The sequence below is a fragment of the Pseudoxanthomonas sp. PXM04 genome (assembly GCF_014851695.1).
Taxonomy (GTDB): Bacteria; Pseudomonadota; Gammaproteobacteria; order Xanthomonadales; family Xanthomonadaceae; genus Pseudoxanthomonas_A; species Pseudoxanthomonas_A beigongshangi.
This window is the reverse complement of record NZ_JACVAG010000005.1, coordinates 231,479-248,321: the sequence shown is the minus strand read 5'-3', so window position 1 is coordinate 248,321 and position 16,843 is coordinate 231,479. Positions and strand designations below refer to the sequence as shown.

Annotated in this window: 11 protein-coding genes and 1 tRNA gene; 7 read left to right on the top strand and 5 right to left on the bottom strand. The window is 66.9% G+C overall.

The genetic code is table 11. From position 1 onward, the window contains the following. The first annotated feature begins 162 nt into the window (after positions 1–162). Entirely contained in the window at positions 163–1,968 is a 1,806-nt protein-coding gene (locus IB228_RS13955; protein ID WP_192198922.1) for a diguanylate cyclase, read from the top strand. Between the two features lie 379 nt (positions 1,969–2,347). Here the strand turns inward: IB228_RS13955 and hisS are convergent, their stop codons facing one another. Further along, positions 2,348–3,742, bottom strand: a complete 1,395-nt coding sequence (gene hisS, locus IB228_RS13950; protein ID WP_192198921.1) for a histidine--tRNA ligase — start codon at positions 3,740–3,742, stop codon at positions 2,348–2,350. A 126-nt stretch (positions 3,743–3,868) separates the two neighbouring features. Between hisS and IB228_RS13945 the strand changes: the two genes are divergently transcribed. Beyond that, positions 3,869–3,945: transfer RNA gene (locus IB228_RS13945), tRNA-Pro, on the top strand. Between the two features lie 133 nt (positions 3,946–4,078). Here the strand turns inward: IB228_RS13945 and IB228_RS13940 are convergent. Next, complete coding sequence (locus IB228_RS13940; RefSeq protein WP_192198920.1) at positions 4,079–5,011, bottom strand: hypothetical protein; 933 nt, start codon at positions 5,009–5,011, stop codon at positions 4,079–4,081. Then, positions 5,008–6,357, bottom strand: a complete 1,350-nt coding sequence (locus tag IB228_RS13935; protein ID WP_343205525.1) for a glycosyltransferase — start codon at positions 6,355–6,357, stop codon at positions 5,008–5,010. Before IB228_RS13935 ends, IB228_RS13940 begins: the two co-directional genes overlap by 4 nt. A gap of 625 nt (positions 6,358–6,982) precedes the next feature. Here IB228_RS13935 and pgaA point away from each other — a divergent pair. The 5 genes from pgaA (at position 6,983) to IB228_RS13910 (ending at position 13,973) form a co-directional block, all read left to right on the top strand. Further along, positions 6,983–9,019: a poly-beta-1,6 N-acetyl-D-glucosamine export porin PgaA gene (gene pgaA / locus IB228_RS13930; RefSeq protein ID WP_192198919.1), complete on the top strand. Its 2,037-nt coding sequence runs from the start codon at positions 6,983–6,985 to the stop codon at positions 9,017–9,019. Next, positions 9,019–10,890 carry a poly-beta-1,6-N-acetyl-D-glucosamine N-deacetylase PgaB gene (pgaB, locus tag IB228_RS13925; RefSeq protein WP_192198918.1) on the top strand — a complete coding sequence of 624 codons (1,872 nt, stop codon included), beginning with the start codon at positions 9,019–9,021 and terminating at the stop codon, positions 10,888–10,890. The genes pgaA and pgaB overlap by 1 nt, the downstream gene beginning before the upstream one ends. A gap of 2 nt (positions 10,891–10,892) precedes the next feature. Continuing rightward, on the top strand, positions 10,893–12,140 hold the full coding sequence (pgaC, locus tag IB228_RS13920; protein WP_183637282.1) for a poly-beta-1,6-N-acetyl-D-glucosamine synthase: 1,248 nt from the start codon (positions 10,893–10,895) through the stop codon (positions 12,138–12,140). Further along, complete coding sequence (gene pgaD / locus IB228_RS13915; RefSeq protein ID WP_183637285.1) at positions 12,137–12,604, top strand: poly-beta-1,6-N-acetyl-D-glucosamine biosynthesis protein PgaD; 468 nt, start codon at positions 12,137–12,139, stop codon at positions 12,602–12,604. Before pgaC ends, pgaD begins: the two co-directional genes overlap by 4 nt. Positions 12,605–12,773: 169 nt before the next feature. Beyond that, positions 12,774–13,973, top strand: coding sequence for an MFS transporter (locus IB228_RS13910; protein ID WP_343227087.1), 1,200 nt, complete (start codon positions 12,774–12,776; stop codon positions 13,971–13,973). Between the two features lie 414 nt (positions 13,974–14,387). Here the strand turns inward: IB228_RS13910 and IB228_RS13905 are convergent, their stop codons facing one another. Then, positions 14,388–15,647: a glutamate-5-semialdehyde dehydrogenase gene (locus IB228_RS13905; RefSeq protein ID WP_192198916.1), complete on the bottom strand. Its 1,260-nt coding sequence runs from the start codon at positions 15,645–15,647 to the stop codon at positions 14,388–14,390. A 37-nt stretch (positions 15,648–15,684) separates the two neighbouring features. Further along, entirely contained in the window at positions 15,685–16,827 is a 1,143-nt protein-coding gene (gene proB, locus IB228_RS13900; RefSeq protein WP_192198915.1) for a glutamate 5-kinase, read from the bottom strand. Positions 16,828–16,843 lie beyond the last annotated feature (16 nt).

The window sequence follows — 16,843 nt, the reverse complement described above, 5'->3', positions numbered from 1 at the left end:
ATCAGGGACCGGCGACCGGCCCAATCAATGTACTAATGCGTTAATACATTAGTTGAGCCTCCAGGCCCCGTCAAGTCCGCCCCCTCCCGGCCTCCCCCGGTCCCACGGTTAAACTGGCGGCCGGTCCGCCGGCCCGGCGGGTGCTCTGGATCGGGGACGGGAATGAGGGAAGCCATCCGCGGACTTCGCTGGCTGCTGGCCGCGCTGATGCTGTTCTGCGCGCTCGCGCAGGCGCAGGCACCACTGGTGATGTCGGGCGATGCGGCCACCCATGCCCTGGCTCCCCATACGACCTATTTCCACGACAGCGATGGCCGGGCCGATATCCGGGCGATCGAGACCAGCCTGCGGGCGGGACGCTTCCGGCCATTGCCAGGCGACGATGCATCCTTCGGTTTCCAGCCCGGCGCCTACTGGTTCCACGTCAACCTGCTCAATCGCAACCTGCAGGAACCGCGCTGGCTGCTGGTCCAGCAGTACGCGCTGAGCGATCGGCTGGACGTGTACGTGCGCTACCCCGACGGCCAGTTGTTCCACCAGGCCGGTGGCGATCACCTGCATTTCGAGCAGCGCAGCGTGCGCTACCGGCATCCGAACTTCCAGCTTGACCTGCCGCCCGGACAGCCGGCGGATCTGTTCGTCCGGGTGGAAAGCCAGAGCTCGATGCAGGTGCCGCTGGCCCTGTACACGCCAACCGCCTTCGCCGAACTCTCGCGCGACGCACAGTTCGCGATGGGCGTGTACTACGGCATCCTGCTGGCGCTGTTCACCTACAACCTGGTGTTGTGGCTGACCCTGCGCGACGCCAGCTACTTCTGGTACATGTTCCATATCAGCGCTTTCGGGCTGGTGCTGTTCACCTTGTACGGATTGGGCTTCGAGTACCTGTGGCCGCATTCACCGTGGCTGGCGGACAAGGCCGTACCGCTTTCGATCTGCCTGGCGCAGATCGGCATGCAACAGTTCGCACGCAATTTCCTAGGCCTGGCCCGGCGCTGGCCGCTGGGTGACCGCATCGGCCTGGGCATGATCGCGCTGTTCGTGGTGCTGGGCATCGCCACCACCTGGATTCCCATCCGGCTATCCACCCAGTTGGCGGTGGTCGCGGTGATCCTGAGCGTGGCCTGGATCGCGGTCGAGGCGGTGGTTGCCATGCGCAGCGGCTACAAGCCGGCCAAGCTGTTCCTGCTGGCCTGGTCGATGTTCCTGGCGGGCATCGCGATGGTCGCGATGGTCGCCTTCGGCGCGCTGCCCAAGAACTTCGTCACCGAGTACAGCGTGCAGATCGGTTCGGCCCTGGAAATGCTGCTGCTGTCGGTCGCGCTGGGCTACCGCTACGCCTCGCTGCGCAACGAGAACGAGCGGATCGTGCGCGAATCGCGCGACCAGTTGGAAATCAAGGTCGAACAACGCACCGGCGAGTTGCGCAGCGCGCTGGAGCAACTGGAAGCCGCGCACCTGCGCCTGCGCGAGTTCAGCCAGTTGGACGGGCTGACCGAACTCTACAATCGCACCCACTTCCGCGAAGCCTTCGAACACCTGCTCTCGCAGGCGCGCAACAGCCAGCAGCCCATCTCGCTGCTGATGATCGATCTGGACCACTTCAAGCGCATCAACGATACCTACGGCCATCTGGTCGGCGACGACTGCCTGCGCTGGACTTCCAACACGATGGCCGAAACGCTGCGGCCTTACGGCGCGCTGGTTGCGCGCTTCGGTGGCGAGGAATTCATCGCCGCCCTGCCCGACATGGATCTGGACGAGGCCAGCAATGTGGCCGAGGAACTGCGCCAGCGCCTGCGCGATCGGCCCTGTCGCAGCGGGGATCTGGACATTCCCATCTCCGCCAGCATCGGCGTGCATTGCGTGGACATCGACAAGAACAGCATCGATTCCGCCCTGCAGGTCGCCGACCAGGCGCTCTATACCGCCAAGGCCGAAGGCCGCGATTGCGTGCGCACGCTGTAGAGCCGGGCTTGCCCGGCTCCGCGGACTCAACCACGCGCGACAAGCAGCGGAGCAAGCTCCGCTCTACCCACGTAGAGCCGAGCTTGCTCGGCTCCGCGGACCCAAACCACGCGCGAAAAGCAGCGGAGCAAGCTCCGCTCTACCCACATAGAGCCGAGCTCGCTCGGCTCCGCGGACTCAAACCACGTGCGAAAAGCAGCGGAGCAAGCTCCGCTCTACCCATGTAGAGCCGGGCTCGCTCGGCTCCGCGGACTCAAACCACGTGCGAAGCGGAGCGAGCTCCGCTCTACCCACGTAGAGCCGGGCTCGCTCGGCTCCGCGGACTCAAACCACGTGCGAAAAGCAGCGGAGCGAGCTCCGCTCTACCGTTCGCGTGCCTTCAGCGGCCCGCGAGCGCGCGGGCCTGCTCCAGCTCCACCTTCAGGCTGCTGGCCAGTTCCTCGCGCTTGACCTCGAACTGCTGTTCGCGGACCAGATCCTTCACCGTGACCATGCCGCGGGCGCGTTCGTCCTCGCCGGCCAGCACCACGAAACGGATGCCCGCGCGCGAGGCGTACTGGAATTGCTTGGCCAACTTGCGCGCTTCCATCTGCACTTCGGTATTGATGCCGGCGACGCGCAGGCGACGGGCGATGTCCAGCGAATCGGCCAGCGCGTCATCGTCCATCAGCGCCACCATCGCCTGCACGCTGCTCTCATCGCTGCCGGCGATCAGTCCGGCCTCGCGCAACTGCCAGAACAGGCGGGTCAGGCCGATGGAGATGCCCACGCCGGGCAACTTCGATTTGGTGTAGTGGCTGGCCAGATCCTCGTAGCGGCCGCCCGAGCAGATCGAGCCGATCTGGACGTAGTCGTCCAAGCGGGTCTCGTAGACGGTGCCGGTGTAGTAATCCAGGCCGCGTGCAATCGAGAAGTTGAGGCAATAGTCGCTCTCGGGAACGCCCAGCGCATGCACCAGTTCCAGCACTTCGCGCAGCTCGGCCACGCCCTGGGCCAGTGTCTCGTTGCCCTGCCCCAGCGCTTCCAGGCGGGCCAATGCGTCGGCATGGCTGGTCGAGCGCACGGCGACGAATTCGAGAATCCGCGCGACCGCTTCGGCCGGCACGTTGAAATCCGGACCTTGCAGGGTCTCGCGCACGTAGTCGGCGCCGCGCTTGTCGAGCTTGTCGACCTCGCGCAGCACCAGCGCCTGGCGTTCGCCGTCGGCGATGCCCTGGGCCTCGAAGAAGCCGCGCATCAGCTTGCGGTTGTTGAGCTGGATGGTGAACTTGCCGATGCCCAGATCACTGAAGACCGCGTGGATGACCGCCAGGATCTCGGCGTCGAAGCGGATGCTGAGCGCGTCCTTGCCGATGACGTCGATATCGCACTGGTAGAACTCGCGGAACCGGCCGCGCTGGGCGCGCTCGCCCCGGTACACCCGCTGGATCTGGTAGCGCCGGAACGGGAAGGTCAGTTCGTGCTCGTGCTCGGCCACGTAGCGGGCCAGCGGCACGGTCAAGTCGAAGCGCATCGCCAGTTCCGGCAGGCCCTCGGCGGAACCCGCCTCGGTCTTGGCCAGCGCGCCGGTGGACTGCACGAAATAGACCTGGCGCTCGGTCTCGCCGCCGGACTTGGTCAGCAGGGTTTCCGAGAGCTCGAACACCGGGGTTTCCACCGGCAGGAACCCGAAGCGCTCGTAGTTGCGGCGGATGGTGTCCAGCATGCGCTGGAACGCGATCTGCTCGCGCGGCAGCAGTTCCATCACTCCTGGCGGCGTGCGTGGCTTGATCAAGCGAAAACTCCGGGGGGACGAGCGATATCGAGGGCCGTCATTCTAAGACTGAACGGCGCGCCGGGGGCAGGCATGCAAAAAACTGTTGCCGTCCGTCGGCGTCCTGAATAGAATAGCCGGCTCACACGGGGTGTAGCTCAGTCTGGTAGAGCGCTACGTTCGGGACGTAGAGGTCGCAGGTTCGAATCCTGTCTCCCCGACCAATGGATAGGTCGCAATCAAGCCTGGAAAACGAATGTTTTTCGGGTTTTTTTGTGCCCGAAGACCGGAAGTCCCCCGTTCCACGGGGCCGAAGGCCGGCAGGCACCTCGCCGGCCGGCAAGACCTTCCCGGATCTCAGAACACCACGAACGCCTGCAGGCGCACGTAGCGGTAGGCGTAGCTGCCGGTGCCGGTATCGGTCAATACCGGGGTATCGGTGTAGCCGGCGTCCAGGCGCAGCCAGGCGTCCTTCCAGCGCGGGGTCTCCACGCCGAACTCGGCCAGGCGGGCGCGCTTCCAGCCCTCCTCGGAACTGCGCTGGCGGCCCCAGCCGGCGCGCGCGCTCCACTGGTAGCCGCCGATGTGGCGGCGCCAGGCCAGCACGCCGAGCGCTTCGCCGTACCAAGGGGGCGAATAGTAGTCGGCCTCGAAGGCTTCGCTGTTGCGGTAGTAGCGGGTGCGCAGTTGCGCGCTCAGGCCGTACTCCGGCGCGAACGCATAGACCAGGTTGCCGCGCAGGTGGGTGCGCAGGTTGTTGCCGGTGCCGAAGTCCTGCACGCCGGCGACCAGGCTGGCGGACCAGCGATCGCTGAAGGGCATGTCGATGGCTGCGCCGGCGAAGGTCTGCACCCAGTCCTCGCGCACGCCGCGTCGGGTTTCCAGGACTTCGCGCTCGACGAAGATTTCCTTCCGCCAGGGATCGGTGCTGTGGATCGAGGCGCGGCCCAGCAGGTCGTCGCCGTTGCTGCCGATGTCGCCGTCCCAGCGCCAGTCCTTGCCCAGGCTGCCGGCGCCACTCAGGTAGGCGCGGTTCTCGGATTCGGACCAGTCGCGTCCGGAGAAGCGCGCGCGTTCGACCTTCACGCCCCACCAGTGCTCGATATCGCGGTGCTGGATGTCCCAGCCCAGTGCCAGCTTGCGGGTTTCGTTGTCGTCCGCATCGGAGCCCATCCAGAAGTCCGTCCGCAGCGCCGGGCGCGCGGCCGGCGCATCCTCGGCGGCATGGGCGGACAACACGGGAATCGCCAGCGCCCATCCCAGGGCGGCGGCGACGGCACACTTTCTCATTTGGTCCCCCAGGTCTTGCGCAGGCGCAGGATTTCGGCGGCATACCCCAGGACGCAGACCGGCTGCAGGATCATGGTGTAGGCCAGGGTGTAGAACAGGAATCCGCTGATGTTGCGGCGTACGCGCAGATCCTGGCTTTTGAACATCTTCGACTGCACGCGGAAGATGATCAGGTTCCACAACGCCGCCAGCGGCAGTACCAGCAGCGTCATGATACCGGCGATCCAGTAATAGCCGAACAGCGCCAGGATCAAGCCGGGAATGAAGGCCAGCGTGTAGACCAGATCCAGCGGCAGGAACAGCAGGTTCCACCAGATGAACAAGGTGGTCATGCGCGGCTTGAACAGCAGGCTGCCGTGGCGCGCGAAAGCTTCCATCAGGCCACGTGACCAGCGCTGGCGCTGCTTGGAGAACTGGCCGAGCTTCTCCGGCACGCGGGTGAACAGGCAGGCTTCCTCGCAGTAGCCGATGCGCGCGCCGGTCTTCAGCAGCGCCCACGACAGCACGATGTCCTCGCCCACGCACTCCGGCCAGCCGTTGGCCTGTTCGAGCGCCTCGCGGGTGTACAGCGAAAACGCGCCCTGCGCGACCAGCGTACCGTGATACATGCTCTGCATGCGCTTGACCGCGGCGATGCCGTGGAAGTAATCCCATTCCTGGCTGCGGGTCAGCCAGTTCTCGCGCGAGTTGCGCACCAGCACAGCGCCGGCCACCGCCACGGTGCCGGCCGGATCCGACAGGAACCGTTCCACCAGCTTGCGCAGCGCGTCCGGACGCAGATAGGAATCGCCGTCGACGGTGACCACCAGCGCCTGCCGGGTTTCCGCCAGGCCGCGATTGAGGGCCTTGGACTTGCCGCCGTTCTTCGGCTGGTTCAGCACGCGGATGCGCAGGCCGGGGCGCGCCTGGTCGGCCGCAGTCGCGCGGGCGATCGCGGCGCTGTCGTCGATGGAACCATCGTCGATCACCACCACTTCGATTTCGCCCGGGTAATCCTGGCGCGACAGGCTGGTGAGGGTGTCGGCGATGTTCTCCGCCTCGTTGTAGCAGGCGACCAGTACGCAGACATCGGGCAGGCGTTCGAACCTGCGCAGGCGCGGACGGCGGTCGGCCAGGATGGAGCCGATCAGGAACGCGTTCATGAAGCCCGGCACGTAGGCGATGAACATGATCACGACCAGCGCCAGGGCGAAGCCCACATGGGCGGACAATTCATGCAGCCAGGGCTGGGACAGCTTGACGCTCAGTCCGGCCCACGCCAGCGCGACGGCCAGCACCAGCACGTACTTGAGGCGGATCGGCACATAGAAGCGACGGAATTCCGGCACAGGAACCGGCGCGGGCACGGGCGGCTCCGGCGGCCGGGTACGGGCACCGTCCCACGGAGGGGCGTCTGAAGGCGAATGGGCGTCGTACATGGCGGCGTGGACACGGAGCGGATGTGCCTGTCATTGAGCAATTCGCGTGCCAACCCGGCGGGCCGGGCAATGTGACCTCTCATCGCCTCTCCGAGCCTTCGTTACAGTTTCGTGATTCAAATCACCGTTTTGTGACGCACAGGGTCACTTTTGGTCCTGCCCACCTGATAGCTCCGAAGGCCGCATTTCCCGTGGCTCAGGCCCGCCCGCCCCGGGAGTTCCGCTTTTCGGGAGGTTTCGGGCCTCACGCGGAACCTGTCACGTATCGCTCACAAACCCCCACCCCGACTCGTGTTTTCGGCGGGAAACCGGGCAAGCAAGGCCGATTGATCGTGATTTTTAGTGATTTACATCACATAAATTTATGGATTATTAACAGAATCGTCCCGTTTGGGCGCCCTTTGGGTACCGCTTCCTAGACTTGGCAGGATTTGTGCGACTCATCACAAATCCAAGGACCACCAGCACGGTCTCCCCCGGGGGACCCAACTGTTAGCGACAGGGGCGGAACGTTTTGAAAAGAACCACATTGTCTTGGGCGCTTGCATGCGCCATGGGTGCGACCGGCCTGCCGGCTCTGGCAGCGGCACCCGCCACTACTCCCACCTTCCCGCCGGCCGGCGCCGGCAACGATCCGGGGCACGAGGCCTCGCTCGCGCAGGCCGCCCGCCTGCGCGACGAGTCGCGCTGGCTGGACGCCCTGGCGATATTCGAACGCCTGCAGGCCCAGCGCCCGGACGATCCCGAACTGTACCGCTTGCGTACCCTGACCCTGGGCGATGTCGGCAACAGCTACCAGGCCTGGGCGATGTACCGCGCCCGCCCCGAGCTGTTCGATGCCGCGCAGCGCGAGCAGTTCGAAGCCAACTACCTGGCCCGGTTGATCCTGTGGTCGCAGGCCTACCCGGAAAACGAGCGCAACCGCCTGGCCGAGGCGCGTGTGGCCGACAGCGCCATCGAGGAATATCTGCGACGGAGTCCGGCGAACGATCCAACCTTGCCGACCCGCATCCGTTATGACCGGCTGATCCTGCTGTCGAAGCTGGGACGCCACCAGCAGGTGGTCGACGAATACCAGGCCTTGAACGACACCGCCGGACTCGCGGTGCCCGCCTACGCGCTACCCGCGGTGGGCGATTCGTTCATGGCGCTCAAGCGTCCGTTCGAGGCCGCGCCGGTGCTGGAAGCCGCGCTCAAGGCCGATCCGGACAACAGCGACGTGCGCATGCAACTGGCCTACGCCTATCTGGAAAGCGAGCGGCCCACCACCGCCATCCGCGGCCTGGAAGCCTATCGCGAGACCCAGCCGGCCTGGCTGTACGCGCCGGGCGCGCGCCAGGGTAGCCAGAACTGGCGCCGCGCCGACACGGACAGCACGCTGGCGATGCTGCGCGCCTTCTCCGAGGACCTGCCCAGCGCCGAACGCGACATCACCGCCATGCTGGGCATCGCGCCCAACAACGCCGGCATGCAGACCTCGCTCGGCCAGGTCTACATGATGCGCGGCTGGCCGGAGCGGGCGCTGGAGCGCTTCCGCATGGCCTCCACGCTGGACGAACGCGACGTCAATGCGCGCGTCGGCCAGGTCGAGGCGCTGGTCACCCTGCGCCGCGACGACCAGGCCCGCGATCTGCACGATCTGCTGGTCAGGGAATACGGCGACCAGCCGAACGTGCAGCGCATGGACGAACTCTGGCGCAATCATCGCGGCTGGCAATGGCGCGCCTACGTGGCCGGCGCGCGCAGCAACGGCGGCAGCGGCAACACGCCGTTCGGCAACCGCGACGGCGAATATGGCGTGGAAGTGCAATCGCCGCTGTTCGATGACCGCTGGCGCCTGACCGCCGTGGCCGACGACCGCTGGGCGGACTTCGATCGGGATCGCATCCATCATCGCCGGCAGGGCGTCGGCGTGCGCTACGCCTACGACCGCCTGGACACCCACCTGGGCGTCTACCACGCCAGTGACCGCGTCGGCGGCACCGGCGTGTCGCTGGACGTGGGCTGGCGCTTCAGCGATACCCTCGACGGCCAGCTTTCGCTGCGCCGGAATGACGCCGACGCCTCGCTGCAGGCGCGTGACGCCGGCATCACCGCCGACAGCGCCGCGATCAACCTGGTGTACGAGCGCAACGAGCGCACCGAATTCCGTGGCGGGCTCACCCATTGGCGTTACGAGGACGGCAACCGCCGCACCGCGCTCAACCTCAATGCCGAACAGCGCCTGTGGACCCGTCCCTACTTCCTGCTCGGCGGCCTGGCCGGTCTCTACGGCAGCCGTGGCAGCCGCCGGGACACACCGTACTTCAATCCCTCGCGTGACGGTTCGCTGGAACTGGGCCTGCGCGCGGATCACCTGGTGTGGCGCGAATACGAGCGCCATTTCCGTCATCGCCTCACCGCCACCGCCGGCCGCTACTGGCAGGAAGGCTTCGGCACCCACTGGGTGCCGGCGCTGCGCTACGAGCACGAATGGAAATTCGCGCTCGGCCGGGTGCTGACCTACGGGGTCAGCTGGTCGCGCCCGGTCTACGACGGGGTCCGTGAAGAACGCTTCGGCTTCGATGCCGAACTGCGGTGGGGAGAATGATGATGAAGTCCGTACGTCCAACCTGGTTGCTGCTGGCCCTGTGCGCACTGGCGCTGTTCGCGCCGATGCTCGCCGCGCGCGCCGCCGAGCCGCTGCTGGTGCTCAGCTATCACGACATCCGCGACGATGTCGCCAAGAAAGGCGACGCCGACGCCTACGCGGTCAGCACCCAGAACTTCGCCGCGCACCTGGACTGGCTGGCCGGGCACGGCTACCACCCGGTATCGCTGTCGCAGGTGGTGGAAGCCTCCCGCGGCGGCAAGCCGCTGCCGGCCAAGCCGGTCCTGCTGACCTTCGATGACGGCCTGCGCAGCCTGTACACGCATGCCTTCCCGCTGCTGCGCGCCTACAACTACCCGGCGCTGGCGGCGGTGATCACCGGCTGGGTCGACATGCCCGCAGGCCAGGAGATCGACTACGGCCCGCGCATGTTCACCCGCGACGATTTCGTCACCTGGGATCAACTGCGGGAGATGCAGGCCAGCGGGCTGGTCGAAGTCGCCAGTCACACCAACGCCCTGCACAAGGGCGTGCAGTCCAACCCACAGGGCAACCAGACCCCGGCCGCGATCACCCGCATCTACGATCCGGCAGCCGGGCGTTATGAAACCGAAGCCGCGTACCGCGAGCGCGTGCGCTCGGATCTGGCGACCAGCAGCGATCTGATCCGCCGGCACCTGGGCCAGGCGCCGCGCGCCATCGTGTGGCCCTACGCCGCCTACAGCAGCGTGAGCAACGACATCGCCGAATCGCTGGGCATGCCGGTGTCCTTCGATCTGGAAGGCCCCAGCACGCCGGTGACCGCGGACCTGCACGGCCTGGCCCGCCTGCTGGTGATGGACAATCCGACCGTCACCGAACTGGCCTATGAGCTCCGCCACGATCCGGAAGCGGAAGGCATCCGTGCCCTGCAGATCGACCTGGACGCGGTCTACGACCCTGACCCGCAACAGCAGGCGCGCAACCTGGACCTGCTGATCGAGCGCGTCAACCGCATCGGCCCCTCGCATGTGTTCCTGCAGGCCTTCGCCGACCCGGATGGCGATGGTGCCGCCGACGCGCTGTACTTCCCCAACCGCTTCATGCCGGTACGCGCGGATCTGTACAACCGGGTCGCCTGGCAGCTGTACACCCGCGCCCATGTCAAGGTGTTCGCCTGGCTGCCGGTGATGGCCTACAAGCTCCCGCAGCAGGTGCCCAGCATGGCCATCGCCAGCCGCGAGGCCGACGGCATCCCGCGGCTGGACTTCACCCGTCCGGACGTGCGCCGGACCATCGCCGGCATCTACGAGGACCTGGCGGTCGCCTCGTACATGGAAGGACTCCTGTTCCATGACGATGCCTACCTGCGCGACACCGAACTGGTCACGCTCGCTCCCGGCAACACCGAGGCGCGCACGCAGGCGCTGATCGACTTCACCCTGGAACTGAGGAACGCCGCCGAGCGCTGGCGTCCCAAGCTCAAGACCGTGCGCAACATGTACGCGCGCCCGGTGCTGGAACCGCAGAGCCAGGCCTGGTTCGCGCAGCGGCTGGATCTGTTCAACCGCGCCTACGATCACACCGCGCTGATGGCGATGCCGTGGATGGAAGGCAGCCGGCGTCCGGAGAAGTGGCTGGACGAACTGGTGGCGGCGGTACGCAAGCAGGACCCGCAACTGTCGCAGACCCTGTTCGAACTGCAGACCGTCGACTGGAATACCCGCAAGCCGATTCCCGGCCCGCGCATCAATGCCCTCATCCGTCGCCTGCAGGCCCAGGGCGTTCGCCATCTGGGCTGGTACCCGGATGACTTCATCGCCGACCTGCCGCGCATGCCCGATGCCCGTGCCGGCATCTCCGCCCGTGGCTTCCCGTACGAGGAGCGCTGATCATGGACAAGATCCTCGCCGTCCTTTTCGAATTCGCCTTCCTGTATCCGATCATCATGTCGTTCTTCTGGATGTCGGGCGGGTTGTACTACTACTTCCGTCGCGAGCGCCACGCGCGCCAGCGCACCGATCCGCCGCCGCTGGCCGCCTTCCCGAAGGTTTCAATCCTCATCCCCTGCCACAACGAGGGTGACAACGCGGAGGAAACCATCGGCAGCGCGCTGCTGCAGAAGTATCCCGACTTCGAGGTCATCGCGATCAACGACGGCAGCCGCGACAACACCGCCGCCGTACTCAATGCCATGGCCGAGCGCCACGACCGGCTGCGGGTGATCCACCTGGATCGCAACCTGGGCAAGGCCAACGCGCTGCGCATGGGCGCGCTCGCCGCGCAGTCCGAATACCTGGTCTGCATCGACGGCGATGCGCTGCTGGACGAATACGCCGCGCACTGGATGGTCTGGCACCTGACCTCCGGCCCGCGCGTGGGCGCGGTCACCGGCAACCCGCGCATCCGCAACCGCTCGACCCTGCTGGGCCGGCTGCAGGTCGGCGAGTTCTCCTCGATCATCGGCATGATCAAGCGCGCCCAGCGCGTGTATGGACGCATCTTCACCGTCTCCGGCGTGATCAGCGCGTTCCGCCGCACCGCCCTGCACCGTATCGGCTACTGGGCCGATGACATGGTGACCGAGGACATCGACATCAGTTGGCGCCTGCAACTGGATCACTGGGACATCCGCTACGAGCCGAACGCGCTGTGCTTCATCCTGATGCCGGAGACCCTGAAGGGCCTGTGGCGGCAGCGCCTGCGCTGGGCGCAGGGTGGCGTGGAAGTGCTGCTGCGCCACGGCCGCGACTTCCTCAGCTGGCGCAAGCGGCGGATGTGGGGCGTCCTGCTCGAGTACCTGCTCAGTGTGCTGTGGGCCTACACGATGCTGCTGATCATCGTGCTGTGGGCGCTGGGCAAGTTCATCGCCCTGCCGCCGGCGCTGTACGTGCACACCATCCTGCCCTCTTGGCACGGCGTGATCCTGGCGATGGTCTGCATGGCGCAGTTCGCCAGCAGCATCATCATCGACCGCCGTTACGAAACCCAGGTCGGCCGCAATTACTTCTGGATGATCTGGTACCCGATGGCGTACTGGCTGCTAAGCCTGTTCACCACCGTGGTCGCGCTTCCCAAGACCTTGTTGAAACGGCGCGGCAAGCGCGCCACGTGGGTCAGTCCTGATCGAGGTATCCGATGAAATACGATTCCCGCCTCATCCGCAAACCGTATGCCCAGCCGCGCCTGAAGCGCGCGGCGTGGGGCTTCGTCACCGCCGCCTTCTGGGGGTTGTACATCTACCTGTGGCTGCCACTGGTCACCCTGATCCTGTGGCTGCTGGGCGTGCGCACGGCGTTCTTCGAGCTGTACACGCGCCAGCACCAGGTGGAACCGTTCCTGATCGTCGCCATCCCGGTGATGGCCGCGGTCTGCGCACTCGCACTGATCGGTTGGGCCGAGTACAACCGCTGGCGCTTCGCTTCCCAGGATCGGCGCAGCCCGCAGGAGGACGTGGGCGTGGACGAGGTGGCAGAACGCCTGGGCGCTAGCCTGGCGCTGGCGAATCAGCTTGGCCAGTCCAAGGTCACCCTGCTGCACATGAACGATCACGCGATTCCCGAATCGATGAGCCGTCCGGCGCTGAGCGCCAACACCGGCGGCTGATCGCGGACCTCGCACGGGATTGCCGGGACGGTGTGTCGCCTTGGCGGCACACCGTCGCCAGCGCGCATCGGCGATAATGCGGGCGATGAAATCCCCGCAACACGCCTCCCCCTCGACTTCCCCCTCCCCACCGGGTTCCTCCGTTCCGCTATGGTCCGGACGTGGCCTGATCCTGGCCGGCATCGTGCTGTCCGCGTTCAACCTGCGCACGGCGGTGACCTCGCTGACGCCGCTGCTGGACCAGTTGGGCCACCTGTTCGGTTTCGGCGCCACCATGACCGGCGTGTTCGGCATGTTGCCGACCGCCGCGTTCGCGCTGTTCGGCGTGCTCACGCCCGGCATCGCCCACCGCATCGGCCTGGAACGCACCGCGCTGCTGGCGATGGCGCTGGCCGCCGTCGGCCTGCTGCTGCGCAGCCTGGCCGGTGGCAGCGGCGCGCTGCTTGCCGCCTCGGCGGTGGCGCTGGCCGGCATGGGCATCGGCAACATCGTGCTGCCCCCGCTGGTGAAGCGCTACTTTGCCGACCGTGTGGGCACGGTCAGCACCCTCTACATCACCGTCCTGCAAGCCGGCACCATCCTGCCGGCCCTGCTGGCCGTGCCGGTGATGGCGGCCAGCAACTGGCAGATTTCGCTGGGCCTGTGGTCACTGTTCGCGGTGGCCGCGGCGCTGCCGTGGATCGGCGTGCTGTGGATCGAACGGCGCCACGACACGCCGATGGCGCAAATGCATGACCAGGCCGTCACCGGCGGCGACGAGGCACCGGAACTGTCCGCGCCCGCCGCACGCGGCCGGGTCTGGCGATCGCCGGTCGCCTGGGGCATGGCGCTGATGTTCGGCATGACCTCGCTGGTGACGTATTCGATGTTCACCTGGTTGCCGAAGTTGCTGATCGAGGCCGGCGGCAGCGAAGCGCTGGGCGGCACGATGGTCGGCCTGTTTTCCGCGCTCGGCCTGGTCGCGTCGTTGACGATGCCGGCGCTGGCGGTGCGGATGCGCAATCCCTATACGGTCGTGCTCGCGTGCGCGGCATTCTACGCGGTCGCCTTTTCCGGCCTGCTGTGTGCACCGATGGCCGCGCCGGCCCTGTGGGTGGCGCTGCTGGGCATGGGACCCAGTACCTTCCCGCTGGCGCTGACGATGATCAACCTGCGCACGCGCACACCGGCCGGATCCGCGTCGCTGTCTGGCTTCATGCAGGGCGTGGGCTATTCGCTGTCCTGCCTGGGACCGCTGATGTTCGGCCTGCTGCACGAGCATACCCACGGCTGGTCGTGGCCGTTCGGTTTCCTGGTGCTGTGCATTGGCGTGCTGCTGGTGGGTGGCTACCTGGCCTGCAAGCCGCGGTTCCTGGAGGATACGTGGTGAGAGGCCGGGATTGGGGAATCGGGATTCGGGATTGGTAGAAGCATGGAGCCGAGCTTGCTCGGCTGCTCTTCCATCCGAAACCGACGGAGCGGAGCAAGCTCCGCTCTACCTGGTGAAAGGGCGGGATTCGGGATTGGCGAACGCGTAGAGCCGAGCTTGCTCGGCTGCACTTTCCATCCGAAACCGACGGAGCGGAGCGAGCTCCGCTCTACCTGGTGAAAAGCCGGGATTCGGGATTGGTAGAAGCGTAGAGCCGAGCTTGCTCGGCTGCTGTTTCCATCCGAAACCGACGGAGCGGAGCGAGCTCCGCTCTACCTGGTGAAAAGCCAGGATTCGGGATTGGCGAACGCGGAGAGCCGAGCTTGCTCGGCTGCGCTTTCCATCCGAAACCGACGGAGCGGAGCGAGCTCCGCTCTACAGCAGGTCGGGGTGGCGGACCTGGCCTTCGCCGCGGACGACAAAGCGTTCGACCGTCAGCGACTCGGCGCCCATCGGGCCGTAGGCGTGCAGGCGGGTCGTCGAGATGCCGATTTCCGCGCCCAGTCCCAGTTCGCCGCCGTCGCTGAAGCGTGACGAGGCGTTGACCATCACCACCGCCGAGCGCAGCGCCTGCACGAACCGGTCCGCGTTGCCCGCGTCGTTGGTGGCGATCACCTCGGTGTGATCGGAACCGAACCGGCGGATATGCGCGATGGCCTGTTCCAGGTCGTCCACCACCCGCACCGCGAGAATCAGATCGAGGAACTCGGCCGCGTAGTCGTCCTCGGTCGCCGCCGCCGCTTCCGGCATCCAGTTCCGCGCCGTCTCGTCTGCACGCAGTTGCACGCCGCGACCACGCAGCGCTTCCGCCGCCAGCGGCAGGAAGACCGGGGCGATGTCACGGTGCACCAGCAGGGTCTCCAGCGCATTGCACACGCCCGGCCGGGAAGCCTTGCCGTCGAGCAGCAGGCGCAGGGCCAGTTGCGGATCCGCGCTGGCGTCCACGAACAGATGGCAGACGCCCTTGTAATGCTTGATCACCGGCACCCGCGCGTGTTCGGCGACGAACCGGATCAGTCCTTCGCCACCGCGCGGGATCGCCAGATCGATGACGTCGTTGAGTTGCAGCAGTTCAACCATGGTCTCCCGCCGCAGATCCTCGACCAGGGTCAGCGCCGCGTCCGGCAGTCCCTGCGCACGCAGCGCGCCGCGCAGCGCCGCCGCGATGGCGGTGTTGGAATGGATCGCCTCCGAGCCACCGCGCAGGATCACCCCGTTGCCGGCCTTCAGGCACAACGCGGCCGCGTCCGCGGTGACGTTGGGACGCGCTTCGTAGATCATCGCCACCACGCCGAGCGGCACGCGCACGCGCCGGATGCGGATCCCGTTAGGGCGGATTTCTTCGCGGGTCACCTGCCCGACCGGATCCGGCAAATCCGCCACTTCGCGCACGGCGGATGCGATCCCGGCCAGGCGCTTGTCGTCGAGCTTCAGCCGATCCAGCATCGCGCCGGTGATGCCCTTGGCGGCGGCGGCGTCCATGTCGCGCGCGTTGGCGGCCAGGATCGCTTCGCGGTCGGCCTCCAGCGCGTCGGCCATCGCCCGCAGCAGCGTGTTCTTGGCATCGCTGGATAGCTGCGCGATGGACTGCGCGGCGTCGCGGCATTGCAGGGCCTGTTGCTGGATGGTGCTCATCGTGTTCGGTCCCGTTGCTGGTATTCGTATGGCCGGCTCAGAGCACGACCAGATCATCGCGGTGCACGACGTTCTCGCCGTAGCTGTAGCCGAGTATGGCCTCGATCTCGCGCGAGTGCCGGCGGGCGATGCGGCGGATGTCGATGGCCGAGTACTGGCTCACGCCGCGCGCGATGCACTGGTCACCGCCCTCGCGCAGGCGCACCTCGACCATGTCGCCGCGACGGAAATCGCCTTCGGCGCCGACCACGCCCCCCGGCAGCAGCGAAGCACCGCGCTCGCGCACCGCGCCGGCCGCACCGGCATCGACCAGGATCGCGCCGGTTTCCACCGGTACGTTGCGCAGCCAGTACTTGCGCGCGGCAAGGCGGTTCTGGGCCGGTCGGAAGCGGGTGCCGTGCAGGCGCCCGGCCGCCAGCGCGGACAGGGTCTCGGCGCGGGTACCGTTGAACAGGAAGGTTTCGATGCCGGCCGCCGCCGCCTTGGCCGCGGCTTCGAGCTTGGTGTGCATGCCGCCGGTGCCGACCCCGCTGCCGGCGCCACCGGCCATGGCGAAGAATTCGGGCGTCAACGCTTCCACGTCGAGTATGGGCCTCGCATCCGCATGCGTGCGCGGGTTGGCCGAATAGAAACCGTCGATGTCGGTGGCGATGAACAGCGCATCCGCATCGACGAGCGCGGCCACCACCGCGGCCAGGTTGTCGTTGTCGCCCAGCTTCAGTTCGTCCACCGACACGGTGTCGTTCTCGTTGATCACCGGCAACGCGCCCAACGCCAGCAGTTCCTGCAAGGTGGCGCGGGCGTTGAGATAGCGCCGGCGGTTGCGCAAATCGTCATGGGTGAGCAGCACCTGCGCGACCGGACGCTCGAAGAAGCGCTGCCACAGGCCAATCAGCTGCGCCTGCCCGAGCGCGGCCAGCGCCTGCCGTTCCGCCATCGCGACGCCCGCGGCCGGCTTGCGATGCAGCAGCCCGCGTCCGGCGGCGACCGCGCCGGAGGACACGATCACCATTTCGCGTCCGGCCAGCAAGCTGGAGGACACGAACTGCGCTAGATTGAGCGCATGCCTCGGGCTCAGCCCCTCGCCTTCGTTGGCCAGCAGGCTGCTGCCGACCTTCAGCACCGCGCGCTTCCACGTCGGCAGGGTCTGCGCAGCGAACGGAATGGCGGCGTGGCTCATGTCGGACTCGGTGGCG

Bases quoted from the DNA above. Each gene is read 5' to 3' on its own strand.
- IB228_RS13955 (WP_192198922.1), top strand. From the start codon at position 163: ATGAGGGAAGCCATCCGCGGACTTCGCTGGCTGCTGGCCGCGCTGATG.
- IB228_RS13940 (WP_192198920.1), bottom strand. From the start codon at position 5,011: ATGAGAAAGTGTGCCGTCGCCGCCGCCCTGGGATGGGCGCTGGCGATT.
- pgaA (WP_192198919.1), top strand. From the start codon at position 6,983: ATGGGTGCGACCGGCCTGCCGGCTCTGGCAGCGGCACCCGCCACTACT.
- pgaB (WP_192198918.1), top strand. From the start codon at position 9,019: ATGATGAAGTCCGTACGTCCAACCTGGTTGCTGCTGGCCCTGTGCGCA.
- pgaC (WP_183637282.1), top strand. From the start codon at position 10,893: ATGGACAAGATCCTCGCCGTCCTTTTCGAATTCGCCTTCCTGTATCCG.
- pgaD (WP_183637285.1), top strand. From the start codon at position 12,137: ATGAAATACGATTCCCGCCTCATCCGCAAACCGTATGCCCAGCCGCGC.
- IB228_RS13905 (WP_192198916.1), bottom strand. From the start codon at position 15,647: ATGAGCACCATCCAGCAACAGGCCCTGCAATGCCGCGACGCCGCGCAG.
- proB (WP_192198915.1), bottom strand. From the start codon at position 16,827: ATGAGCCACGCCGCCATTCCGTTCGCTGCGCAGACCCTGCCGACGTGG.